Below are 21092 nucleotides of genomic sequence, written 5' to 3' on the forward strand. Positions count from 1 at the left end.
TCAGTCGTCCGCACGCACGTGGACGATGTCGCCCGCCGAGACCGCCTCCGTGCCGCCGCCCTCCGTCGCCACCACCAGACGGCCGTCGCCGTCCAGTGCCACCGCCTCGCCCTCCAGCATCCGCTCACCGGGAAGCTCGGCCCGCACCCGGCGGCCCAGCGTCGCGCAGCCCGCCGCGTACGCCGCCTGGAGACCCGACACCTCGGGGTCGCCGTCCGCTCGCACCCAGTCGCCGTACCACTGCTCCACGGAGCGCAGGACCGACCTCAGCAGCGTGTCGCGGTCCGTCGAGACGGCGTTCGCGAGGAGCAGGGAGCCGGCCCCGGGGACCGGCAGCTCGTCCTCACGCAGGGTGACATTGATGCCGAGGCCGACGACGACACCGTCCTCGCCCGACCGCTCGGCGAGGATGCCGCCGGTCTTGCGCTCCTCTCCGCCGACCGAAACCAGCAGGTCGTTGGGCCACTTGAGGGACATGTCCACGCCGCCGGCCTTGGCGAGGCCGGTCGCCGCGGCGACGCCGGTCAGCAGCGGCAGCCAACCCCAGCGGTGCACCGGCACGGCGGGCTTGAACAGGACGGACAGGAAGAGCCCGGACCGGGCCGGCGCCACCCAGCTGCGGTCGAGGCGGCCGCGCCCCGCGGTCTGCTCCTCGGCGATCAGGACCGCTCCCTCCGGCAGGTCGCCGGCGCGGGCGGCCAGGTCGGAGTTGGTGGAGCCGGTCGTGGCGACCACGTCGAGCGAGGTCCAGAGGCCGTCGGGGTGCAGGAGCGCGCGGCGCAGCGCGGGTGCGTTGAGCGGGGGCCGGTCCAGGTCGGACCAGGGGCCTCCTGAGTCATGTGAAGACGTCATGCAAGGCAGCGTAGGTGTGGCAAACACCGCAGTGCCGAACCGTATCGGCGTCGATACGCTACGGATCAGTAGCCCAGCAGTAGCCCATTCGTAGTCATCGAACCCCCGTGACCAGGCAGGGAGCCGCATCCCGATGTCCGAGCCGGTAGAGCCGCAAGAGATCGACATTCACACGACCGCAGGCAAGATCGCGGATCTGCAGCGCCGGATTGACGAGGCCACCCATGCCGGCTCCGCGCGCGCCGTGGAGAAGCAGCACGCGAAGGGGAAGCTGACCGCGCGCGAGCGGATCGAGCTGTTGCTCGACGAGGGCTCGTTCGTGGAGCTGGACGAGCTGGCCCGGCACCGCTCGACCAATTTCGGTCTGGAGAAGAACCGCCCGTACGGCGACGGTGTCGTCACCGGTTACGGTACGGTCGACGGCCGTCCCGTCGCCGTCTTCTCGCAGGACTTCACGGTCTTCGGCGGCGCGCTCGGCGAGACCTTCGGCCAGAAGATCATCAAGGTGATGGACTTCGCGCTGAAGACCGGCTGCCCGGTCGTCGGCATCAACGACTCCGGCGGCGCCCGTATCCAGGAGGGCGTCAGCGCGCTCGGCATGTACGGCGAGATCTTCCGCCGCAACACCCACGCCTCGGGTGTGATCCCGCAGATCTCCCTGGTCGTCGGCCCGTGCGCCGGCGGCGCGGTCTACTCCCCCGCGATCACCGACTTCACGGTGATGGTCGACCAGACCTCGCACATGTTCATCACCGGACCCGACGTCATCAAGACCGTGACGGGCGAGGACGTCGGTTTCGAGGAGCTGGGCGGCGCACGCACCCACAACACCACCTCCGGCGTCGCGCACCACATGGCGGGCGACGAGAAGGACGCGATCGAGTACGTCAAGTCCCTGCTGTCGTACCTGCCCTCGAACAATCTCTCGGAGCCGCCGGCCTTCCCCGAGGTCGCCGAGACCGAGGTGAACGACGAGGACCGCGAGCTGGACGTCCTGATCCCGGACTCCGCGAACCAGCCGTACGACATGCACCGGGTCATCGAGCACGTCCTGGACGACGGCGAGTTCCTGGAGACGCAGCCGCTGTTCGCACCGAACATCCTCACCGGCTTCGGCCGGGTGGAGGGCTTCCCGGTCGGCATCGTCGCCAACCAGCCGATGCAGTTCGCCGGTTGCCTGGACATCAACGCGAGCGAGAAGGCCGCGCGGTTCGTCCGTACCTGCGACGCCTTCAACGTCCCGGTCATCACCTTCGTCGACGTGCCGGGCTTCCTGCCGGGCGTCGACCAGGAGTACGGCGGCATCATCCGCCGCGGCGCCAAGCTGATCTACGCCTACGCCGAGGCGACCGTCCCGCTGATCACCGTCATCACGCGCAAGGCGTTCGGCGGCGCGTACGACGTCATGGGCTCCAAGCACCTTGGCGCGGACCTCAACCTGGCCTGGCCGACCGCTCAGATCGCGGTCATGGGCGCGCAGGGCGCGGTGAACATCCTGCACCGGCGCACCATCGCCGCCGCCGAGGATCAGGAGGCGGAGCGGGCGCGGCTGATCCAGGAGTACGAGGACACCCTGCTCAACCCGTACACGGCGGCCGAGCGCGGCTACATCGACGGCGTGATCATGCCGTCGGACACCCGTCCGCAGATCGTGAAGGGCCTGCGTCAGCTGCGCACGAAGCGGGAATCCCTGCCTCCGAAGAAGCACGGCAACATCCCCCTCTAGACCTTCAAGGAGCCGCTGTGATCAAGGTCGTTCGAGGTAATCCGACCCCGGAGGAGCTGGCCGCCGCACTTGCGGTGGTCCAGGCGCGGGCCGCGGCGACGGCGGCGGCGTCCGCCGCCGAGGGCGGCCCGGCGGTTCCGGAGGGCTGGTCGGACCCGTCGCGGATCGCCCGCGGGGTACGGCACCGGCCGGGGCCGCGCTCGTGGGCGCGCTCCTACTGGCCCGTCTGACCTCAGACGTACGCGAAGAAGGCCGGACCTCTTGTGCGGGAGGTCCGGCCTTCGCGCGTCGCTTCGGCGTCGGGTTCAGACGAGGGGCGCGACCGCCTCGGCCATCAGGCGGTAGCCGGCGTCGTTGGGGTGCAGCCGGTCCGCGTACGCGTAGGCGGGGTGCAGTGCCTTCGGGTCCTCGGGGTCGGCGAGGAGCCGCGCGAAGTCGACGACCGCGTCGAACGCGCCGGAGGTACGGATCCAGTGGTTGACCTCGGCGCTGGTCCGCTCGGCGGTCGGGCCCCAGTGGCCGGTTCCCTTGAAGGGCAGCAGCGTCGAGCCGACGATTCGTATCCCGCGGTCGTGCGCGGCGCCGATCAACTCGCGGTAGGCGGCGATGATCTCGGCGGAGGAGACGACGGGCGAGGGCTTGTAGGTGGGCTGCGGGTCGGGCTTGAGAGCCGCCTCGCTGTAGCCGATGTCGTTGAGCCCCTGCAGCAGGACGACGGTCGAGACGCCGGGCTGGTCGAGGGCGTCGCGGCGGAAGCGGGCGGTGGAGCGCTCGCCGTACCAGGCCGAGTCGTTGAGGACCAGGTTGCCGCCGATGCCCGCGTTCACGACGGGCCGGTCGACGCGTTCGGCGAGGGCGTCGGAGTAGCGGCGGTCGGCGTTCGGGGTGGAGCCGAAGCTGTCGGTGATGGAGTCGCCGAACAGCACCACGCCGCCCTTGCGGGCCTGACGCGGCAGTGTCCCGCCGCTCACCTCGACCCCGCTGAGGTAGTACCAGGACTGGGTGCGGGCGGTGAACGCCCGGCCGTCGACGTCGGCGCGGTGGTCGCCCTCGGCCCGGTAGGTGTCGGCCCAGGCCTGGGAGTGGAAGGTGGCGGGTCCGGTCGTTCCGGCGAGATAGAGCGTGACGGTGACCGACTCCAGGCGCCGCAGGCCGAGGGCGGCGGGATCGCTGCGCAGTTCGCCGTGGGCGGGGACGGTCGCGGACCGCTTCCCGCCGAAGGTGAGGTGGCGGACGGAGCCCGGTTCGACCGCCGCGCCGGTGTCCGTACGGGCGAGGGTGGCGCCCGTGACGATCAGCGGCGAGGTCCCGTACGCGTTGGAGAGCCGGATACGGGCGTGGTCACCGTCCTCGGTGAGACGGACGACCTGGCGGACGGTCTGGCGCGAGAAGCCCTCCTGGGACCAGTTGGGCGTGAACCCGGTGGCGGGGAGCTGCGGGGCGGCGCCCCACGCGGCATGCCACGACGGGGCGTGGGGGCCGGGGCCGGCGCCGGACGGGGTGGCGGAGAGGAGGGTGAGGCCGAGCGCGGTGGCCAGCAGCGGTGCGACGAGCTTCTTCATGACACGACCCTTCCAAGGGTTAACGGGAACGTCGTTCCGTTAAGATGCTCAGGACCGTAGCAGACTCGGAGGCGCTAATGGAACAACAGACCCGTTTGGGCGGGGGCGAAGGGGACGGTACGCCGGGTTCAGTCCGCCCGGGGGGCCGTACGGCCAAGGTCCGCGCGGCCGTCCTCGAAGCGACCGAGGACGCGCTCGCGAGCACCGGCTTCCACACCCTGAACATGGACCGGATCGCCGCGAGCGCGGGCGTCGGCAAGACGACCGTCTACCGCCGCTGGGGCTCCCCCGTCGGCCTCGTCGCCGACCTCCTGCGCGACATGGCCGACCGGTCCCTGCCCGCCGCCGACACCGGCACCCTCGCCGGCGACCTGCGCGCCAACGCCGAACTCGTACGCGGGACCCTCACCGATCCCCGGATGGGCGCCGTCTTCCGCGCGGTCATCGCCGCCGCGGCCTGTGACGAGGAGTGCGCCGCCGCCCTGAACGGCTTCTACCGGGCCCGCCTGGAGGAGTGGGCCCCGGTGGTGGACCGGGCCGCGGCGCGCGGAGAGGTCCCGGCCGCCACGGACGGCCTCGAACTGCTCCGCGCGGTCTCGGCCCCGCTCTACTACCGCTTCGTGGTCACGCGCGAGCCGCTGAGGCCGCAGGACGCGGAGCGCGCGGTGGAGGCGGCCCTGACGGCGGCCGGTGGCGGAGTGTTCATCCCCCGGTAAGTAGTCCGTTGGCACCGGGGCGCTTGAGTACGCGTACTCAGGCGCCCCGGCCGCCCCGCCCGCAGGATCGGAGGCATGCTCTGGTCCGACCCGAAGAACGAGCCGCCGAAGGAGATGCGCGACATGCAGGCCATGCTGCGTCGCGCGTCCATCCTGCTGGCCCTGGCGATGCTGGTGGCGATGTTCGCGGCCGGCCTGCACTGAGACGCGCGGCCTGACGGCCCGGTACTGGCTACGCTGCCCCCATGACTGCTGATCGCCGCCGTGTCGTGCTCGCCTCCGCCTCGCCCGCCCGTCTCGGACTGCTGCGCCAGGCCGGACTCGCTCCCGAGGTCATCGTGAGCGGCGTCGACGAGGACAAGGTGCACGCCCCGACCCCCGCCGAACTCGCCCTCGCGCTCGCCGAGGCGAAGGCCGCCCATGTCGCCGCCCGCCCCGAGGCGTTCGGCGCCCTGGTCATCGGCTGCGACTCGGTCCTGGAGCTCGACAAGCAGGCGCTGGGCAAGCCGGCCGACGCCGAGGAGGCCACGGCCCGCTGGAAGGCCATGCGGGGCCGCGTCGGCATCCTCCAGACGGGCCACTGCGTCTACGACACCACTGCCAAGCGCTACGAGTCCGCGACCGCCTCCACCATCGTCCGCTTCGGCGAGCCGACGGACGACGAGATCGCCGCGTACGTCGCGAGCGGCGAACCCCTCCATGTGGCGGGCGCGTTCACCCTGGACGGCCGCTCGGCACCGTTCATCGACGGCATCGACGGCGACCCGGGCAACGTGATCGGCCTCTCCTTGCCTCTGCTGCGCACGCTGCTCGGCAAGCTGGGGGTCTCCATCACCGACCTGTGGACCTGACGGCGGCTCGCGGGCGGCGGCGTCCTCACGCGGGCGCCGGCGCCTCCCGGGCCTCCCGGGCGGTCTCCCCGTACGCCACCAGCGTGAGCACGACGAGGCCCACCACGACCATCATGAACGCGAAGGCGCCCCACCCGATCAGCCCGATCGTCACCGCGCCGAGCACCGCGTGCACCACCGCGCAGCCGATGAGCAGGGCCCGGCCCGCGCGGCCGGGGCTGCGGTCGCGGATGCCGGTCAGGGCGGCCACCAGGGCACACGCGGCGAGGAGGAGACCCGAGACGATGCCGAGGGCCCAGGTGCCGGTCACCATCGCGTCCGGGTCGAGGCCGTCCAGGGACATCGACTGGATCTCCACGAACCTCGCCATCACGGCGTTGAGGGCGACGATGCCCGGCGCCTCCAGGAGGAGCACCGCCGCCGTCACGAGCGCTATCGGTCTGCGGGCCACCTGGGCCACCCCCTGAGTACGGCTGTTACCTGCAGTACGGACGATGGCGCGAAGGCTACTGACTGGTAAACCTCTCGACAAGGGTCCGCGCGCCCGGGGCCGGCGGCAAAGAATCATTGAGCCATTCGTAGGGACTCCACAAAGAAACCCGCTCGGCGACTGGTCGCCGGAACAGAGACCTGCGCCACACCTCGGAGCTACTGTGCCGTAAAGGAACCCTGCGTACCGTGGTACGACAAGGGATTTCTCGACCCCGAACGCCTCGTATCACGCTCCGTGTGGGCAAGCTCACCACTGGGGACGGGTCGAAAGGCCGTGTCGGCAGTCCCTAAACTCAGCTTGTTTCAAGGAGGGAGCCATCGTGCGCAAGGTGCTCATCGCCAACCGTGGCGAAATCGCTGTCCGCGTCGCCCGGGCGTGCCGGGACGCCGGGATCGCGAGCGTAGCCGTCTACGCCGATCCGGACCGGGACGCTCTGCATGTCCGCGCGGCCGACGAGGCGTTCGCTCTGGGCGGTGACACCCCGGCCGCCAGCTATCTGGACATGGCCAAGGTGCTGCAGGCGGCCAAGGACTCGGGGGCGGACGCCATCCACCCCGGCTACGGCTTCCTCTCCGAGAACGCGGAGTTCGCCCAGGCCGTGATCGACGCCGGTCTGACCTGGATCGGCCCGCCGCCGCAGGCCATCCGCGACCTGGGTGACAAGGTGGCGGCCCGTCACATCGCCCAGCGCGCGGGCGCCCCGCTCGTCGCGGGCACCCCCGACCCGGTCTCGGGCGCGGACGAGGTCGTCGCCTTCGCCGAGGAGCACGGCCTGCCGATCGCGATCAAGGCCGCCTTCGGCGGTGGCGGTCGCGGCCTGAAGGTCGCCCGCACCCTCGAAGAGGTGCCGGAGCTGTACGACTCCGCCGTCCGCGAGGCGGTCGCCGCCTTCGGCCGCGGCGAGTGCTTCGTCGAGCGCTACCTCGACAAGCCCCGGCACGTCGAGACCCAGTGCCTGGCCGACCAGCACGGCAACGTGGTCGTCGTCTCCACCCGTGACTGCTCGCTCCAGCGCCGCCACCAGAAGCTGGTCGAGGAAGCCCCCGCGCCGTTCCTGTCGGACGAGCAGAACGCCCAGCTGTACGCGGCGTCCAAGGCGATCCTGAAGGAAGCCGGCTACGTCGGCGCCGGCACGGTGGAGTTCCTCGTCGGCGTCGACGGCACGATCTCCTTCCTGGAGGTCAACACCCGCCTCCAGGTCGAGCACCCGGTCACCGAAGAGGTCACCGGCATCGACCTGGTCCGCGAGATGTTCCGTATCGCCGACGGCGAGGAGCTCGGCTACGGCGACCCGGCGGTGCGCGGTCACTCCTTCGAGTTCCGTATCAACGGCGAGGACCCGGGCCGTAACTTCCTGCCCGCCCCCGGCACCGTCACCGCCTTCCAGGCGCCCAGCGGCCCCGGCGTCCGCCTCGACGCCGGTGTCGAGTCCGGCTCCGTCATCGGCCCCGCCTGGGACTCGCTGCTCGCCAAGCTGATCGTCACCGGCGCCACCCGCGAGCAGGCGCTCCAGCGCGCCGCCCGCGCGCTCGCGGAGTTCAAGGTCGAGGGCATGGCCACCGCCATCCCGTTCCACCAGGCCGTCGTGGCCGACCCGGCGTTCACCGCGGACCCGTTCCGGATCCACACCCGGTGGATCGAGACCGAGTTCGTCAACGAGATCAAGCCGTTCGCCCCGGCCGGTGCCGAGACCGACGAGGACGAGAGCGGTCGCGAGACCATCGTCGTCGAGGTCGGCGGCAAGCGCCTGGAGGTCTCCCTGCCGTCCTCCCTCGGCATGAGCCTGGCCCGCACCGGCCTGGCCGCGGGCGCCAAGCCCAAGCGCCGGGCGGCGAAGAAGTCCGGCCCGACCGCCTCCGGTGACACCCTCGCCTCCCCGATGCAGGGCACCATCGTGAAGGTGGCCGTCGAGGAGGGCCAGGAGGTCAAGGAGGGCGACCTGATCGTCGTCCTGGAGGCCATGAAGATGGAGCAGCCCCTCAACGCGCACCGCTCCGGTACCGTCAAGGGCCTGTCCGCCGAGGTCGGCGCGTCCGTCACCTCCGGCGCCCCGATCTGCGAGATCAAGGACTGATCCGCCCACAGGTACGGTACGAAGGGCCCGCAGGCGCACCGCCTGCGGGCCCTTCGTCGACAGTGACGCGGCCACGGTCACGGACACACCGGGACACAGGAACGGGAGACAGGGGACTCATGCGTGCCGACGCGCGCCGCAACCACGAACGGCTGCTCGCCGAGGCCCGCGCCGCGTTCGCGGAGCACGGCACGGACGCCTCCCTGGAGGACGTCGCCCGGCGCGCGGGCGTCGGCATCGGCACCCTCTACCGGCACTTCCCGAGCCGCGACGCCCTGATGAACGCGGTCTTCCAGGAGGCGCTGGCCGCACTCCTCCAGCGCTCCCGCGAGCTCGCCGGGGCCGAGGAACCGTGCCGGGCGCTCGTGGAGTGGCTGCGCGCCCTGGTCACCCACGCGGGTGAGTACCGGGGCCTCGCGCGTGCGCTCATGTCGGCTTCGTACGACGAGACTTCGGCACTCTCGCAGTGCAGCGTCCCGCTGCGCGCCGCCGGCGAGCGTCTGCTCGACCGGGCCCGGGAGGCCGGAACGGTCCGCGACGACGTGTCGATCGGCGATCTGATGCAGCTCACCAACGCGATCGCGCTCGCCGCCGAACAGTCCCCGGAGGACGAGAACTTGGCGGACCGCCTGCTCACCCTGACCCTGCGGGGCCTCAAGCGCTGAGGGCCCGGAGCCCGGCGATGCCAGAGGCCCGCCAGGCGCTTGAGGGCCCGGACCCGACGGGTCGTCACAGCCCGCCTCAAGCGCTGAGGCCCGGCGTTCAGCGGCGCCGCATGTCCGCGACGCGCGCGGTTCTTTCCGGTGCGAGCGGCTCGGCGGCCATCGCGGCGGTCACTCCGCGGAACTGACCGGCCGGGTGTCTGCCGCCGCGCTGACCGGGGAGGGGCACGTCACGGCGCGGGCGGCCGCCCGGGGGGACCGGGTCACCGCCCGTGCCCGCACCCGCGCCCGTACCGGCCACGGCGATCTGGACGCCCTGGTCGGCCAGCGCCTGGAGCTCCGTCGCGGCCCGGTCGTCGTGCACCGGCGGCTCGTCGGTGACGAGCCGTGTGATCACGTCCGTCGGCACCGTCTGGAACATCGTGTCGGTGCCCAGCTTGGTGTGGTCGGCGAGGACCACGACCTCCGCCGCCGCCTGCACCAGCGCCCGGTCCACGCTCGCCGAGAGCATGTTGGACGTGGACAGACCGCGCTCGGCGGTCAGACCGCTGCCCGAGAGAAAGGCGCGGGAGACCCGGAGCCCCTGGAGGGACTGCTCGGCCCCGCTGCCCACCAGCGCGTAGTTCGAGCCGCGCAGCGTGCCGCCGGTCATGACGACCTCGACCCGGTTGGCGTGGGCGAGCGCCTGGGCGACGAGCAGGGAGTTGGTGACCACGGTCAGACCGGGCACGCGGGCGAGCCGGCGGGCCAGCTCCTGCGTGGTCGTCCCGGCGCCGACGACGATGGCCTCGCCCTCCTCCACGAGGCTCGCGGCGACGTCGGCGATCGCCGTCTTCTCCGCGGTCGCGAGATGGGACTTTTGCGGGAAGCCGGACTCTCGCGTGAACCCGCCCGGCAGTACCGCACCGCCGTGCCGGCGGTCGAGGAGTCCTTCTGCCTCCAGCGCCCGCACGTCTCGCCGTACGGTCACTTCTGAGGTCTGGACGACGCGGGCGAGCTCACGGAGCGACACGGCCCCGTTGGCGCGCACCATTTCGAGGATCAACTGACGACGTTCTGCAGCGAACACGAAACTGACAGTAACCTGAGCGCCCGATACTTTTCAGCACTATGCGCCGAATTGCAGAAGTTGCACACAGACGGGGCCTCCAAGTGATAAGGGAGGCCCCGTCGTTGTGTGCTCCATGCCCCTGCTTGCCGGGGTTGTCCGGATCTCCCCGGCCGGGAGGGCGGGCTAGCTCTCGCCGCCGGTCTTTCGGGTGTGCAACTGCCGTGCCACTTCGGCGATCGAGCCCGACAGGGAGGGGTACACGGTGAACGCGTTCGCGATCTGTTCGACCGTCAGATTGTTGTCGACCGCGATCGAGATCGGGTGGATCAGCTCGCTCGCCTTCGGGGCGACGACACAGCCGCCGACCACGATCCCCGTGCCGGGGCGGCAGAAGATCTTCACGAAACCGTCCCGGATGCCCTGCATCTTCGCGCGGGGGTTGCGCAGCAGCGGCAGCTTGACGACCCGGGCGTCGATCTTGCCCGCGTCCACGTCCGCCTGGGTGTAGCCGACGGTCGCGATCTCCGGGTCGGTGAAGACGTTCGAGGAGACCGTCTTCAGGTTCAGCGGGGCCACCGCGTCACCGAGGAAGTGGTACATCGCGATCCGGCCCTGCATCGCCGCCACCGAGGCCAGCGCGAAGACGCCGGTGACGTCACCGGCGGCGTAGACGCCCGGGGCGGAGGTACGGGAGACCTTGTCGGTCCAGATGTGCCCCGAGTCCTTCAGGCGGACCCCGGCCTCCTCCAGACCCATGCCGGCCGAGTTCGGGATCGCGCCGACCGCCATCAGGCAGTGCGTGCCGGAGATGACCCGGCCGTCGGCCAGGGTGACCTCGACGCGGTCGCCCACCCGCTTGACGGACTCGGCGCGCGAGCGGGCCATGACGTTCATGCCGCGGCGGCGGAAGACGTCCTCGAGGACGGCGGCGGCGTCCGGGTCCTCGCCGGGCAGCACGCGGTCGCGGGAGGAGACGAGGGTGACCCGGGAGCCGAGGGCCTGGTAGGCGCCGGCGAACTCGGCACCCGTCACACCGGAGCCGACCACGATGAGCTCCTCGGGGAGCTCCTTGAGGTCGTAGACCTGGGTCCAGTTCAGGATCCGCTCGCCGTCGGGCTGCGCGTCGGGCAGCTCGCGCGGGTGGCCGCCGGTCGCGATCAGGACGGCGTCGGCGGTCAGCGACTCCTCGGAGCCGTCGGCGGCGGTCACGATCACCTGGCGCGAGCCGTCCATGGCCTGCCGGCCCGACAGCCGGCCCCGGCCGCGCAGCACCCGGGCGCCGGCCCGGGTGACGGAGGCCGTGATGTCGTGGGACTGGGCGAGCGCGAGGCGCTTCACACGCCGGTTCACCTTGCCGAGGTCGACGCCGACGACGCGGGCGGCCTGCTCCACGTGCGGGGTGTCGTCGGCCACGATGATGCCCAGCTCCTCGTACGAGGAGTCGAAGGTGGTCATCACCTCGGCCGTCGCGATGAGGGTCTTCGAGGGAACGCAGTCGGTCAGGACGGACGCGCCGCCGAGACCGTCGGTGTCGACGACGGTCACCTCCGCGCCGAGTTGGGCGCCCACGAGGGCCGCCTCGTATCCGCCGGGTCCGCCGCCGATGATCACGATCCGGGTCACTGGGATCTACGCCTCGCGCTCTCGTTCTGCCGGGGGGTCCCCCGCTGGGCTGCAGTGCGTACGCCATTGTCCCGCACGCTTCAAGTGCGTACCCCATTGTCCCGTACGCCGGGGCCTGCCTCTCGCCGGGGCCACCGAACGGCCCCGGACGGGCGCCGGTCGCGCGCCGGGCCGGACCGGGTCCGGACCCGGACCCGCCCTCCGCACCTGCCCCACCTCGGGACTTCCGCGCACACCCTCTCCCCTCCCGTACCCTCGATCCCATGTCGCTCTACGCCGCGTACGCCGGCAACCTCGACGCGCGGCTCATGACCCGCCGCGCCCCGCACTCCCCGCTGCGCGGCACCGGCTGGCTCAACGGCTGGCGGCTGACCTTCGGCGGTGAGCAGATGGGCTGGGAGGGGGCGCTGGCCACGATCGTGGAGGCACCGCGTTCCCAGGTGTTCGTCGCGCTGTACGACATCGCGCCGATGGACGAGGACTCGATGGACCGCTGGGAGGGTGTCGGCCTCGACATCTACCGCCGGATGCGGGTACGGGTGCACACCCTGGACGGCGAGGAGCCGGCGTGGGTGTACGTCCTCAACGCGTACGAGGGCGGTCTGCCGTCCGCCCGGTACCTCGGCGAGATCGCGGACGCGGCCGAGTCGGCGGGCGCGCCGCACGACTACGTGATGGAGCTGCGCAAGCGCCCGTGCTGACGCCCGCCCGCCGCGGGTCGCCGGGGCCCGTACCGCCGCGTGGCCGGATCGGCTCGGCGGAACGTCTTGCGCGCCGCCCGCTGGGCCATTCGTCGGAAACGACAAGACAACGATCGCATGTCCGTCAGCATCGTCATCTACGCGCGTAGGGATTCTCGGGCTACGCTTCTGCGCGTATGAAATCCGTCCGGGGCCTTCCTCGGACCCCCCTCCCCGAGGCGAGAGAGTCAGTGAACGCAACTGCCACCCCGTACGAGGCCGCCGAGGCCGCTGCCGCGCGTCTTCGCGAGCTGACCGGCACCGAGAACCACGACGTCGCCCTGGTGATGGGTTCCGGCTGGGCGCCGGCCGTCGACGCGCTCGGTGCCCCGGAGGCCGAGTTCCCGGTCACCGAGCTGCCCGGCTTCCCGCCCCCGGCCGTCGAGGGCCACGGCGGCAAGATCCGCTCGTACAAGATCGGCGAGAAGCGCGTGCTGGTCTTCCTGGGCCGCACCCACTTCTACGAGGGCCGGGGCGTCGCCTCCGTCGCCCACGGAGTGCGCACCGCCGTCGCCGCCGGCTGCAAGACCGTCGTGCTGACCAACGGCTGCGGCGGTCTGCGTGAGGGCATGCGCCCCGGCCAGCCGGTCCTGATCAGCGACCACATCAACCTGACGAGTGCCTCCCCGATCGTCGGCGCGAACTTCGTGGACCTCACCGACCTGTACTCGCCGCGGCTCCGCGCGCTCTGCCAGGAGGTCGACGAGACCCTCGAAGAGGGCGTCTACGTGCAGTTCCCCGGGCCGCACTACGAGACCCCGGCCGAGATCAACATGGTCCGCGTCCTGGGCGGCGACCTGGTCGGCATGTCCACCGTCCTGGAGGCCATCGCGGCCCGCGAGGCCGGCGCCGAGGTTCTCGGCATCTCCCTGGTGACCAACCTGGCGGCGGGCCTCTCGGGCGAGCCGCTGAACCACGAGGAGGTCCTCCAGGCGGGCCGTGACTCGGCCGCGCGCATGGGCGAGCTGCTCACCCGGGTGCTCGACCGGATCTGACGGCCGCCTTTCGGCGCCACCGGGGTACGGGTACGAGGCGAGCCGAGGGGCCCGCGACCGGCGAACGGTCGCCGGGAGCGCCCGGAGGCGAGCCGGCAGCGCGGGGGTACCCGTACCCCGCACGTGTACGACAGCAGCAGAGAGGCACACACCGTGACGCAGGACCTCATCGCCCGGGCCCAGGCGTGGCTCGCCGAGGACCCCGACAGCGAGACCCGCGAGGAGCTCGCCCAGCTCATCGAGGCCGGTGAGAGCGAGGAGCTCGCCGCCCGGTTCAGCGGCACGCTGCAGTTCGGGACCGCCGGGCTGCGCGGCGAGCTGGGCGCCGGGCCCATGCGGATGAACCGTTCCGTCGTCATCCGGGCCGCCGCCGGTCTCGCCGCGTACCTCAAGGCCGAGGGACAGGCCGGCGGACTGGTCGTCATCGGCTACGACGCCCGCTACAAGTCGGCCGACTTCGCCCGGGACACCGCCGCGGTGATGACCGGCGCCGGACTGCGCGCCGCCCTGCTCCCCCGCCCGCTGCCGACGCCCGTCCTCGCCTACGCCATAAGGCACCTGGGCGCCGTCGCCGGTGTCGAGGTGACCGCGAGCCACAACCCGCCGCGCGACAACGGCTACAAGGTCTACCTCGGCGACGGCTCGCAGATCGTGCCGCCGGCCGACGCGGAGATCGCCGCCGAGATCGACGCGGTGCGCTCGCTGAACGACGTGCCCCGCCCGTCGCAGGGCTGGGAGACCCTCGGCGACGAGGTCCTGGACGCCTATCTGGCCCGTACCGACGCCGTCCTGACCCCGGGCTCGCCCCGGACCGTGCGGACCGTCTACACCGCCATGCACGGCGTCGGCAAGGAGGTCCTGACGGCCGCCTTCGCCCGCGCCGGCTTCCCGCCGCCGGCGCTCGTCGCCGAGCAGGCCGAGCCGGACCCGGCGTTCCCGACGGTCGCGTTCCCGAACCCGGAGGAGCCGGGCGCGATGGACCTCGCCTTCGAGGCGGCCCGCGCCGTGGAGCCCGACATCGTCATCGCCAACGACCCGGACGCCGACCGCTGCGCGGTGGCGGTGCCGGACGGCACCGTCGAGGGCGGCTGGCGGATGCTGCGCGGTGACGAGGTGGGCGCGCTGCTCGCGGCGCACCTGGTCCACAAGGGCGCCCGGGGCGTCTTCGCCGAGTCGATCGTGTCGTCCTCGCTGCTCGGCCGGATCGCCGAGGCCGCCGGGGTCGGCCACGAGGAGACCCTGACCGGCTTCAAGTGGATCGCCCGCGTCGAGGGCCTGCGGTACGGCTACGAGGAGGCGCTGGGCTACTGCGTCGACCCCGAGGGCGTCCGCGACAAGGACGGCATCACGGCCGCGCTGGCGGTCGCCGAGCTGGCCTCGGAGCTGAAGGAGAAGGACCGTACGCTGACGGACCTCCTCGACGACCTGGCGGTGGCCCACGGGCTGCACGCGACGGACCAGCTGTCGGTGCGGGTCGAGGACCTGAGCGTCATCGCGAACGCGATGAGCGCGCTGCGCGAGCGGCCGCCCGTCTCGCTGGCCGGGCTGACGGTCACGGAGGCCGAGGACCTGACGAAGGGCACGGAGTCGCTGCCGCCGACGGACGGTCTGCGCTACTACCTGGACGGCGCGTACAAGGCCCGGGTCATCGTCCGCCCGAGCGGCACCGAGCCCAAGCTCAAGTGCTACCTGGAGGTCGTGGTTCCGGTCGGCGGCGCGAGCGAGCTGTCCTCGGCCCGCGCGAAGGGCGCCGAGATCCTCGCGGCGATCAAGCGCGACCTGGCGGACGCCGCCGGTCTCTGAGCGTCCTCGGAAGACGCCTGCCCCCGAGGGGCCTGTACGGAATCGTCGTTTCCGTACAGGCCCCTCGGCGCGTTCCGGCGGTCCCGTACGGGTGAATTCGGTACGGCAACGGACCCAACGCGCGTCCCGCGATCAGGTGGTCCGGGCCAGGGTGACCCGGTGTCCCGCCACCCACCGCCTGGAGCCGCCGCAGTGCCCCCGGTCCTGACCGTCCGACCGACCGTTCCCGCCTCCCGGCGGCCCCCGCCCCCGCCCGGCGACCGCCTGCCGGAACGGGTGCGCGGCACTCTGCGGCACGCGGCCCCGGCGCTGCTGGGCTATCTGGCCGTACGGCTCGTGGGACTCGCCGTGCTGGCCCGCTGGACGCACCTGAAGGGCCACGGCATCTGGCCGGAGCTCGCCGCGAGCTGGGACTCCCGCTGGTACCTCGGGATCGCGGAGCACGGGTACGAGCCGGTGGACGGCGCTCCGGGCGACCCGAGGAGCCTGGCGTTCTTCCCGCTCTACCCGGCCCTGGTGAAGGCCGTCGCGGCCGTCACGCCCGGTTCGCGGGCCTCCGTCGGCCTGGTGATCGCGGTGATCTGCTCATTCGTCGCCGCCTGGGGGATCTTCGCGGTCGGCGACCGGCTCCATGGCCGCCGGGTGGGGACGGTCCTCGCGGTGCTGTGGGGCTCGCTACCGGTCGCCGTCGTCCAGTGGATGGGGTACACGGAGTCGCTCTTCACCGCGCTCGCCGCCTGGGGGCTGTACGCGGCCCTCGACGGCCGCTGGGCGTGGGCGGCCGGGCTCTCCGTCGCGGCGGGGCTGACCCGGCCGACCGGGGTAGCCGTCGCGGCCGCGGTGATCGTCGCCGGGCTGCTCGCCGCCCGGCGCGGCAGCCGTCCGGCGCTCGCCGCCGCGCTCGTCGCGCCGCTGGGCTGGCTGGGCTACGTCGGATGGGTGGGCTGGCGCCTCGGCCGCTGGGACGGCTACTTCGCGGTGCAGAAGCTGTGGGGCAACGAGTGGGACGGGGGCGAGGTCACCCGGCTCGCGCTGCGCACGCACCTCGTCTACAACAAGGACCCGCAGTTCTTCCTGGCGGTCGTGTCGGTGGTCCTGGTGGTGTCCACGGGCCTGTACCTGCTCTGTCTCGCCGACCGTCAGCCGCTGCCGCTGCTGGTCTTCGCGGGGGTGCTGCTGCTGGTGGTCCTGGGCAGCGGGGGCGTGTACTTCCCGCGCGCCCGCTTCCTGCTGCCGGGCTTCCCGCTGCTGCTTCCCCTGGCGCTCGCGATCACCCGTGCCCGGCGCCATGTGGCCGCCCTGGTGCTGACGGGGGCGTCCCTGTCCTCGGCGTGGCTGGGCGGGCACATGCTCCTCGTCTGGTACGGCCCGCCGTGATGCCGCCGCCACCCGCCCGGCGGTGGCCGGCGGCAGACGCGGCAGCGGCCTCCCGCCCCCGGGGCTCGGCGGTCGGCGCGCCCGGTGGCCGGCGGGGCGCGTGCTCACCCGGCGACGTGGTCGGCGGTCGGCGCGCCCCACGAGGCGCGTCCCCACCCATCCGGCGGTGGCCCACGGCAGCCGCGTCCGACGAGGCGCGCGCCCACCCGGCGGCATGGTCGGCGGTCGGCGCGCCCCACGAGGCGCGTCCCCACCCATCCGGCGGTGGCCGACGGCCCCCGCGTCCGACGAGGCGCGCGCCCACCCGGCGGCAGGCGCGGCAGCAGCCGCCTTCGGCGCTTCGCGCGGTCAGCGGGTGGCGAGCAGCACCACAAGCAGGAGCAAGCCCGCCACCGCCGGCGCGATGATCTCGTACGCCCAGCGCACCTCCGGCTCGCCCTGGGCGCCGGGGCGGCCTGCGCAGCGCTCCGCGAGGTCGCGGAGGTCGGCGATCGTCTGGTCGGCCGGTGCCCGCCGGCCCGCGTCGTCCCCGCCGGCGGCCGTGCGGCCCTGCGGGGCGCCCTGCGCGGCGTCGCGCGCCTGGCGGATGGCCGCGCTCTTGCGCCGGCGCAGGGAGACGGGGATGGACCAGAGCTGGTACTTGTTCCCCTCCTGCGTGAAGACCTCGCTGGAGTAGCCGGCCCGGACGTCGGCGACGGCGGCCCACGGCAGCGTGATGTCGCGGAACGGGTTGCGGACCCGGAGCCGGTCCTCGTTGGCGAACACGGCGGGCCGGATCGTGAAGGCCGCGATGAGCGGCACCACGAAGAGCAGCGCCGCCAGCGCCAGCCACGGCGTCCGGCCCTCGCCGCGCACGATCGCGTCGCCGCAGAACCAGGCGGTGAGCCCGATCATCAGGACACCTCCCGCGATCCCGAAGGGCGAGCGGAAGACTCGGTCGGCGTAGGCGGGCTCGGCGGGCGGCTGGGGGCTCGTCATGGGGCCGATTCTGCCTCAGCGCGTCCGCGCGGGGTTCAGGCGGCTCGGCCGGGCCCGCCCCCGCCCTGTGACAGCCGTCACGGCGACACGTGTCGACCAGGGCGTTCGTCCCCGTAACAGACCCCGGGCCTGTACAGGTCGCTACGCGCGTAGATATGCTCGACTGGTGACCATGCCCACCACTGCATCCGCAGCACACGCATTCGCCGACGTGACCGCGTCCGACAGTGCGCTGCGCCGCTTCCTCCACGGGCTGCCCGGCGTCGACGCCGTCGGCCTGGAGGCGCGCGCCGCGTCCCTCGGCACCCGCTCGATCAAGACCACGGCCAAGGCGTACGCCATCGACCTGGCCATCTCCATGATCGACCTGACGACGCTCGAAGGCGCGGACACCCCGGGCAAGGTCCGGGCGCTCGCCGCCAAGGCCGTCAACCCCGATCCGACCGACCGCACGACCCCGACGACCGCCGCCGTCTGCGTCTACCCCGACATGGTGGCCACCGCCAAAGCCGCCCTCGCGGGCTCCGACGTCAAGGTCGCCTCCGTCGCCACCGCCTTCCCGGCCGGGCGCGCCGCGCTCCCCGTGAAGCTCGCGGACACCGCCGACGCGATCGCCGCCGGCGCCGACGAGATCGACATGGTCATCGACCGTGGCGCCTTCCTCGCCGGCCGCTATCTGGAGGTCTTCGAGCAGATCTCCGCCATCAAGGCCGCGTGCGGCGACAGGGCCCGCCTCAAGGTCATCTTCGAGACCGGCGAGCTCTCCACGTACGACAACATCCGCCGCGCCTCCTGGCTCGGGATGATGGCGGGCGCCGACTTCATCAAGACCTCGACGGGCAAGGTCGCGGTCAACGCCACCCCGGCCAACACGCTGCTGATGCTGGAGGCCGTGCGCGACTTCCGCGCCCAGACCGGCGTCCAGATCGGCGTGAAGCCGGCCGGCGGCATCCGCAACACCAAGGAAGCCATCAAGTTCCTGGTGCTGGTCAACGAGACCGCGGGACCGGACTGGCTGGACAACCACTGGTTCCGCTTCGGCGCCTCCAGCCTGCTCAACGACCTGCTCATGCAGCGTCAGAAGCTGGCGACCGGCCGCTACTCCGGCCCCGACTACGTCACGGTGGACTGATCGATCATGGCATCTGTATTCGAGTACGCACCGGCGCCCGAGTCGCGCTCGGTCGTGGACATCGCTCCGTCGTACGGCCTGTTCATCGACGGCGAGTTCGTCGAGGCGGCCGACGGCAAGGTCTTCAAGACCGTCTCGCCCTCCTCCGAGGAGGTTCTCTCCGAGGTCGCCCGGGCGGGCGCCGAGGACGTGGACCGCGCGGTGAAGGCGGCCCGCGCGGCGTTCGGGAAGTGGTCGGCGCTGCCCGGCTCCGAGCGCGCCAAGTACCTCTTCCGTATCGCCCGGATCATCCAGGAGCGCAGCCGTGAGCTGGCCGTCCTGGAGACCCTGGACAACGGCAAGCCGATCAAGGAGACCCGCGACGCGGACCTCCCGCTGGTCGCCGCGCACTTCTTCTACTACGCCGGCTGGGCGGACAAGCTCGACCACGCCGGCTACGGCGCGAACCCGCGCCCGCTCGGCGTGGCCGGGCAGGTCATCCCGTGGAACTTCCCGCTGCTGATGCTGGCGTGGAAGATCGCCCCGGCGCTCGCGACGGGCAACACGGTCGTCCTGAAGCCCGCCGAGACCACCCCGCTGTCCGCCCTCTTCTTCGCGGACATCTGCCGCCAGGCCGGACTGCCCAAGGGTGTCGTCAACATCCTGCCCGGGTACGGCGACGCCGGCGCCGCGCTGGTCGAGCACCCGGACGTGAACAAGGTCGCCTTCACCGGCTCCACCGCCGTCGGCAAGTCCATCGCGCGCTCGGTCGCCGGCACGCACAAGAAGCTGACCCTCGAACTGGGCGGCAAGGGCGCGAACATCGTCTTCGACGACGCGCCGATCGACCAGGCCGTCGAGGGCATCGTCAACGGCATCTTCTTCAACCAGGGCCAGGTCTGCTGCGCGGGCTCGCGCCTGCTGGTCCAGGAGTCGATCCAGGACGAGCTGCTGGACAGCCTGAAGCGGCGGCTCTCGACCCTCCGCCTCGGCGACCCGCTCGACAAGAACACCGACATCGGCGCCATCAACTCGGCCGAGCAGCTGTCCCGTATCACCTCGCTGGTGGAGAAGGGCGAGGCGGAGGGCGCCGAGCGCTGGTCCCCGGCCTGCGAACTGCCCACCTCGGGTTACTGGTTCGCCCCGACGCTCTTCACGAACGTCACGCAGGCGCACACCATCGCCCGCGACGAGATCTTCGGCCCGGTCCTTTCGGTGCTGACCTTCCGTACGCCGGACGAGGCGGTCGCCAAGGCCAACAACAGTCAGTACGGCCTGTCGGCCGGCATCTGGACGGAGAAGGGCTCGCGGATCCTGGCCGTGGCCAACAAGCTCCGGGCCGGTGTCGTCTGGGCCAACACGTTCAACAAGTTCGACCCGACCTCGCCCTTCGGCGGTTACAAGGAGTCGGGCTACGGCCGCGAGGGCGGTCGCCACGGCCTGGAGGCGTACCTCGATGTCTGACCGTTTGAGCGTCCTCAAGACCTACAAGCTGTACGTCGGGGGCAAGTTCCCCCGCTCCGAAAGCGGCCGGGTGTACGAAGTGACCGACTCCAAGGGCAAGTGGCTGGCCAACGCGCCGCTCTCCTCGCGCAAGGACGCCCGCGACGCGGTCGTCGCGGCGCGCAAGGCGTTCGGCGGCTGGTCGGGGGCGACGGCGTACAACCGGGGCCAGATCCTCTACCGCGTCGCCGAGATGCTGGAGGGCCGCAAGAGCCAGTTCGTGCACGAGGTGGCGCACGCGGAGGGCCTGTCGAAGTCCAAGGCGGCGGAGGTCGTCGAGGCGGCGATCGACCGCTGGGTCTGGTACGCGGGCTGGACGGACAAGATCGGTCAGATCGCGGGCGGGGCGAACCCGGTGGCGGGCCCGTTCTTCAACCTGTCGACGCCCGAGCCGACGGGCGTGGTGGCGGTCGTCGCCCCGCAGGAGTCCTCCTTCCTCGGCCTGGTGTCGGTGATCGCCCCGGTGATCGCGACGGGCAACACGGCCGTGGTGATCGCTTCGGAGAAGTCCCCGCTGCCGGCGCTGTCGCTGGGCGAGGTGCTCGCCACCTCCGACCTGCCGGGCGGTGTGGTGAACATCCTCTCCGGCAAGGCCGCGGAGATGGGTCCGCACCTGGCGGCCCACCAGGACGTCAACGCGATCGACCTGACGGGCGCGGACGCGGAGCTCGCGCGCGATCTGGAGATCGCGGCGGCGGACAACCTCAAGCGCGTCCTGCGCCCGCGTGCGGCGGACTTCACGACCGACCCGGGTACGGACCGCCTGACGGCCTTCCTGGAGACGAAGACGGTCTGGCACCCGACGGGCAGCCTGGGAGCCTCCGGCTCCGCGTACTGATTCAACGCCCCGGGTGTGGTGGGCATCTGTTCCGCTGGGGCGGAACGGGTGCGGCCCGCACCCGGGGCACACCGCGCTCTCGGGGCCGTTCACACCAGGGCCCTGAGGCCCCGGGGGAACCCCCACAGCGGTGGTCA

The 21092-nt window shown here is 72.2% G+C and carries 20 protein-coding genes; 14 read left to right on the forward strand and 6 right to left on the reverse strand.

Annotated elements, in window-relative coordinates; translation table 11 throughout:
- Entirely contained in the window at positions 1-852 is an 852-nt protein-coding gene (locus ABZY12_RS01035; protein WP_356885763.1) for a biotin--[acetyl-CoA-carboxylase] ligase, read from the reverse strand.
- A gap of 133 nt (positions 853-985) precedes the next feature.
- Here ABZY12_RS01035 and ABZY12_RS01040 point away from each other — a divergent pair, with 133 nt between their 5' ends.
- Both ABZY12_RS01040 and ABZY12_RS01045 read left to right on the forward strand, forming a co-directional pair.
- Complete coding sequence (locus tag ABZY12_RS01040) at positions 986-2578, forward strand: acyl-CoA carboxylase subunit beta (protein ID WP_356885765.1); 1593 nt, start codon at positions 986-988, stop codon at positions 2576-2578.
- Between the two features lie 17 nt (positions 2579-2595).
- Entirely contained in the window at positions 2596-2808 is a 213-nt protein-coding gene (locus tag ABZY12_RS01045) for an acyl-CoA carboxylase subunit epsilon (RefSeq protein ID WP_356885767.1), read from the forward strand.
- 75 nt (positions 2809-2883) lie between these two features.
- Here the strand turns inward: ABZY12_RS01045 and ABZY12_RS01050 are convergent, their stop codons facing one another.
- Positions 2884-4140 (reverse strand): SGNH/GDSL hydrolase family protein, encoded by a 1257-nt coding sequence (locus ABZY12_RS01050; protein ID WP_356885769.1) that lies wholly within the window; start codon positions 4138-4140, stop codon positions 2884-2886.
- A gap of 77 nt (positions 4141-4217) precedes the next feature.
- Here ABZY12_RS01050 and ABZY12_RS01055 point away from each other — a divergent pair, with 77 nt between their 5' ends.
- The 3 genes from ABZY12_RS01055 to ABZY12_RS01065 all read left to right on the forward strand — a co-directional run bounded on the left by ABZY12_RS01055 (position 4218) and on the right by ABZY12_RS01065 (position 5707).
- The gene (locus tag ABZY12_RS01055; protein WP_356885771.1) at positions 4218-4856 is read left to right on the forward strand and encodes a TetR/AcrR family transcriptional regulator; all 639 of its coding nucleotides are present in this window, start codon (positions 4218-4220) and stop codon (positions 4854-4856) included.
- Positions 4857-4931: 75 nt separating this feature from the next.
- Entirely contained in the window at positions 4932-5060 is a 129-nt protein-coding gene (locus ABZY12_RS01060; RefSeq protein ID WP_356885773.1) for a hypothetical protein, read from the forward strand.
- Between the two features lie 41 nt (positions 5061-5101).
- Positions 5102-5707 carry a nucleoside triphosphate pyrophosphatase gene (locus ABZY12_RS01065; protein WP_356885775.1) on the forward strand — a complete coding sequence of 202 codons (606 nt, stop codon included), beginning with the start codon at positions 5102-5104 and terminating at the stop codon, positions 5705-5707.
- Between the two features lie 25 nt (positions 5708-5732).
- Here the strand turns inward: ABZY12_RS01065 and ABZY12_RS01070 are convergent, their stop codons facing one another.
- The gene (locus ABZY12_RS01070; protein ID WP_356885777.1) at positions 5733-6158 is read right to left on the reverse strand and encodes a hypothetical protein; all 426 of its coding nucleotides are present in this window, start codon (positions 6156-6158) and stop codon (positions 5733-5735) included.
- 361 nt (positions 6159-6519) lie between these two features.
- On the opposite strand from ABZY12_RS01070, the gene ABZY12_RS01075 reads away from it, so the two are divergent.
- Together ABZY12_RS01075 and ABZY12_RS01080 are read left to right on the forward strand one after the other, a co-directional pair.
- Positions 6520-8274, forward strand: a complete 1755-nt coding sequence (locus tag ABZY12_RS01075; RefSeq protein ID WP_356885779.1) for a biotin carboxylase N-terminal domain-containing protein — start codon at positions 6520-6522, stop codon at positions 8272-8274.
- Between the two features lie 119 nt (positions 8275-8393).
- Positions 8394-8939 carry a helix-turn-helix domain-containing protein gene (locus tag ABZY12_RS01080; protein ID WP_356885781.1) on the forward strand — a complete coding sequence of 182 codons (546 nt, stop codon included), beginning with the start codon at positions 8394-8396 and terminating at the stop codon, positions 8937-8939.
- A 97-nt stretch (positions 8940-9036) separates the two neighbouring features.
- Here the strand turns inward: ABZY12_RS01080 and ABZY12_RS01085 are convergent, their stop codons facing one another.
- Both ABZY12_RS01085 and ABZY12_RS01090 read right to left on the reverse strand, forming a co-directional pair.
- Complete coding sequence (locus ABZY12_RS01085; RefSeq protein WP_356885783.1) at positions 9037-10005, reverse strand: DeoR/GlpR family DNA-binding transcription regulator; 969 nt, start codon at positions 10003-10005, stop codon at positions 9037-9039.
- Positions 10006-10170: 165 nt separating this feature from the next.
- Complete coding sequence (locus ABZY12_RS01090) at positions 10171-11610, reverse strand: NAD(P)H-quinone dehydrogenase (RefSeq protein ID WP_356885785.1); 1440 nt, start codon at positions 11608-11610, stop codon at positions 10171-10173.
- 263 nt (positions 11611-11873) lie between these two features.
- On the opposite strand from ABZY12_RS01090, the gene ABZY12_RS01095 reads away from it, so the two are divergent.
- The 4 genes from ABZY12_RS01095 to ABZY12_RS01110 all read left to right on the forward strand — a co-directional run bounded on the left by ABZY12_RS01095 (position 11874) and on the right by ABZY12_RS01110 (position 16525).
- Positions 11874-12311: a gamma-glutamylcyclotransferase gene (locus ABZY12_RS01095; RefSeq protein WP_356885787.1), complete on the forward strand. Its 438-nt coding sequence runs from the start codon at positions 11874-11876 to the stop codon at positions 12309-12311.
- Positions 12312-12541: 230 nt separating this feature from the next.
- Positions 12542-13345 (forward strand): purine-nucleoside phosphorylase, encoded by an 804-nt coding sequence (locus ABZY12_RS01100; protein ID WP_356885789.1) that lies wholly within the window; start codon positions 12542-12544, stop codon positions 13343-13345.
- Between the two features lie 153 nt (positions 13346-13498).
- The gene (locus ABZY12_RS01105; RefSeq protein WP_356885791.1) at positions 13499-15148 is read left to right on the forward strand and encodes a phospho-sugar mutase; all 1650 of its coding nucleotides are present in this window, start codon (positions 13499-13501) and stop codon (positions 15146-15148) included.
- Positions 15149-15424: 276 nt separating this feature from the next.
- Positions 15425-16525: a hypothetical protein gene (locus ABZY12_RS01110; protein ID WP_356886254.1), complete on the forward strand. Its 1101-nt coding sequence runs from the start codon at positions 15425-15427 to the stop codon at positions 16523-16525.
- Positions 16526-16873: 348 nt separating this feature from the next.
- On the opposite strand, the gene ABZY12_RS01115 is transcribed toward ABZY12_RS01110, so the two are convergent.
- Positions 16874-17503 (reverse strand): PH domain-containing protein, encoded by a 630-nt coding sequence (locus ABZY12_RS01115; RefSeq protein ID WP_356885793.1) that lies wholly within the window; start codon positions 17501-17503, stop codon positions 16874-16876.
- A 172-nt stretch (positions 17504-17675) separates the two neighbouring features.
- Here ABZY12_RS01115 and deoC point away from each other — a divergent pair, with 172 nt between their 5' ends.
- The 3 genes from deoC to ABZY12_RS01130 are packed head-to-tail and all read left to right on the forward strand — an operon-like array spanning position 17676 to position 20955.
- A complete protein-coding gene (gene deoC / locus ABZY12_RS01120; protein WP_356885795.1) occupies positions 17676-18635 on the forward strand; it encodes a deoxyribose-phosphate aldolase in 960 nt (319 codons plus the stop codon).
- Between the two features lie 6 nt (positions 18636-18641).
- The gene (locus ABZY12_RS01125) at positions 18642-20078 is read left to right on the forward strand and encodes an aldehyde dehydrogenase family protein (protein ID WP_356885797.1); all 1437 of its coding nucleotides are present in this window, start codon (positions 18642-18644) and stop codon (positions 20076-20078) included.
- Positions 20071-20955: an aldehyde dehydrogenase family protein gene (locus ABZY12_RS01130; protein ID WP_356885799.1), complete on the forward strand. Its 885-nt coding sequence runs from the start codon at positions 20071-20073 to the stop codon at positions 20953-20955. Before ABZY12_RS01125 ends, ABZY12_RS01130 begins: the two co-directional genes overlap by 8 nt.
- Positions 20956-21092 lie beyond the last annotated feature (137 nt).

It is taken from the genome of Streptomyces sp. NPDC006551, assembly GCF_040611675.1.
Classification (GTDB): Bacteria; Actinomycetota; Actinomycetes; order Streptomycetales; family Streptomycetaceae; genus Streptomyces.

What these genes read in the sequence shown, in the direction of transcription:
- ABZY12_RS01035 (WP_356885763.1), bottom strand. Translation starts at nt 852, where the DNA reads ATGACGTCTTCACATGACTCAGGAGGCCCCTGGTCCGACCTGGACCGG.
- ABZY12_RS01040 (WP_356885765.1), top strand. Translation starts at nt 986, where the DNA reads ATGTCCGAGCCGGTAGAGCCGCAAGAGATCGACATTCACACGACCGCA.
- ABZY12_RS01050 (WP_356885769.1), bottom strand. Translation starts at nt 4,140, where the DNA reads ATGAAGAAGCTCGTCGCACCGCTGCTGGCCACCGCGCTCGGCCTCACC.
- ABZY12_RS01055 (WP_356885771.1), top strand. Translation starts at nt 4,218, where the DNA reads ATGGAACAACAGACCCGTTTGGGCGGGGGCGAAGGGGACGGTACGCCG.
- ABZY12_RS01060 (WP_356885773.1), top strand. Translation starts at nt 4,932, where the DNA reads ATGCTCTGGTCCGACCCGAAGAACGAGCCGCCGAAGGAGATGCGCGAC.
- ABZY12_RS01065 (WP_356885775.1), top strand. Translation starts at nt 5,102, where the DNA reads ATGACTGCTGATCGCCGCCGTGTCGTGCTCGCCTCCGCCTCGCCCGCC.
- ABZY12_RS01080 (WP_356885781.1), top strand. Translation starts at nt 8,394, where the DNA reads ATGCGTGCCGACGCGCGCCGCAACCACGAACGGCTGCTCGCCGAGGCC.
- ABZY12_RS01095 (WP_356885787.1), top strand. Translation starts at nt 11,874, where the DNA reads ATGTCGCTCTACGCCGCGTACGCCGGCAACCTCGACGCGCGGCTCATG.
- ABZY12_RS01115 (WP_356885793.1), bottom strand. Translation starts at nt 17,503, where the DNA reads ATGACGAGCCCCCAGCCGCCCGCCGAGCCCGCCTACGCCGACCGAGTC.
- deoC (WP_356885795.1), top strand. Translation starts at nt 17,676, where the DNA reads ATGCCCACCACTGCATCCGCAGCACACGCATTCGCCGACGTGACCGCG.
- ABZY12_RS01125 (WP_356885797.1), top strand. Translation starts at nt 18,642, where the DNA reads ATGGCATCTGTATTCGAGTACGCACCGGCGCCCGAGTCGCGCTCGGTC.
- ABZY12_RS01130 (WP_356885799.1), top strand. Translation starts at nt 20,071, where the DNA reads ATGTCTGACCGTTTGAGCGTCCTCAAGACCTACAAGCTGTACGTCGGG.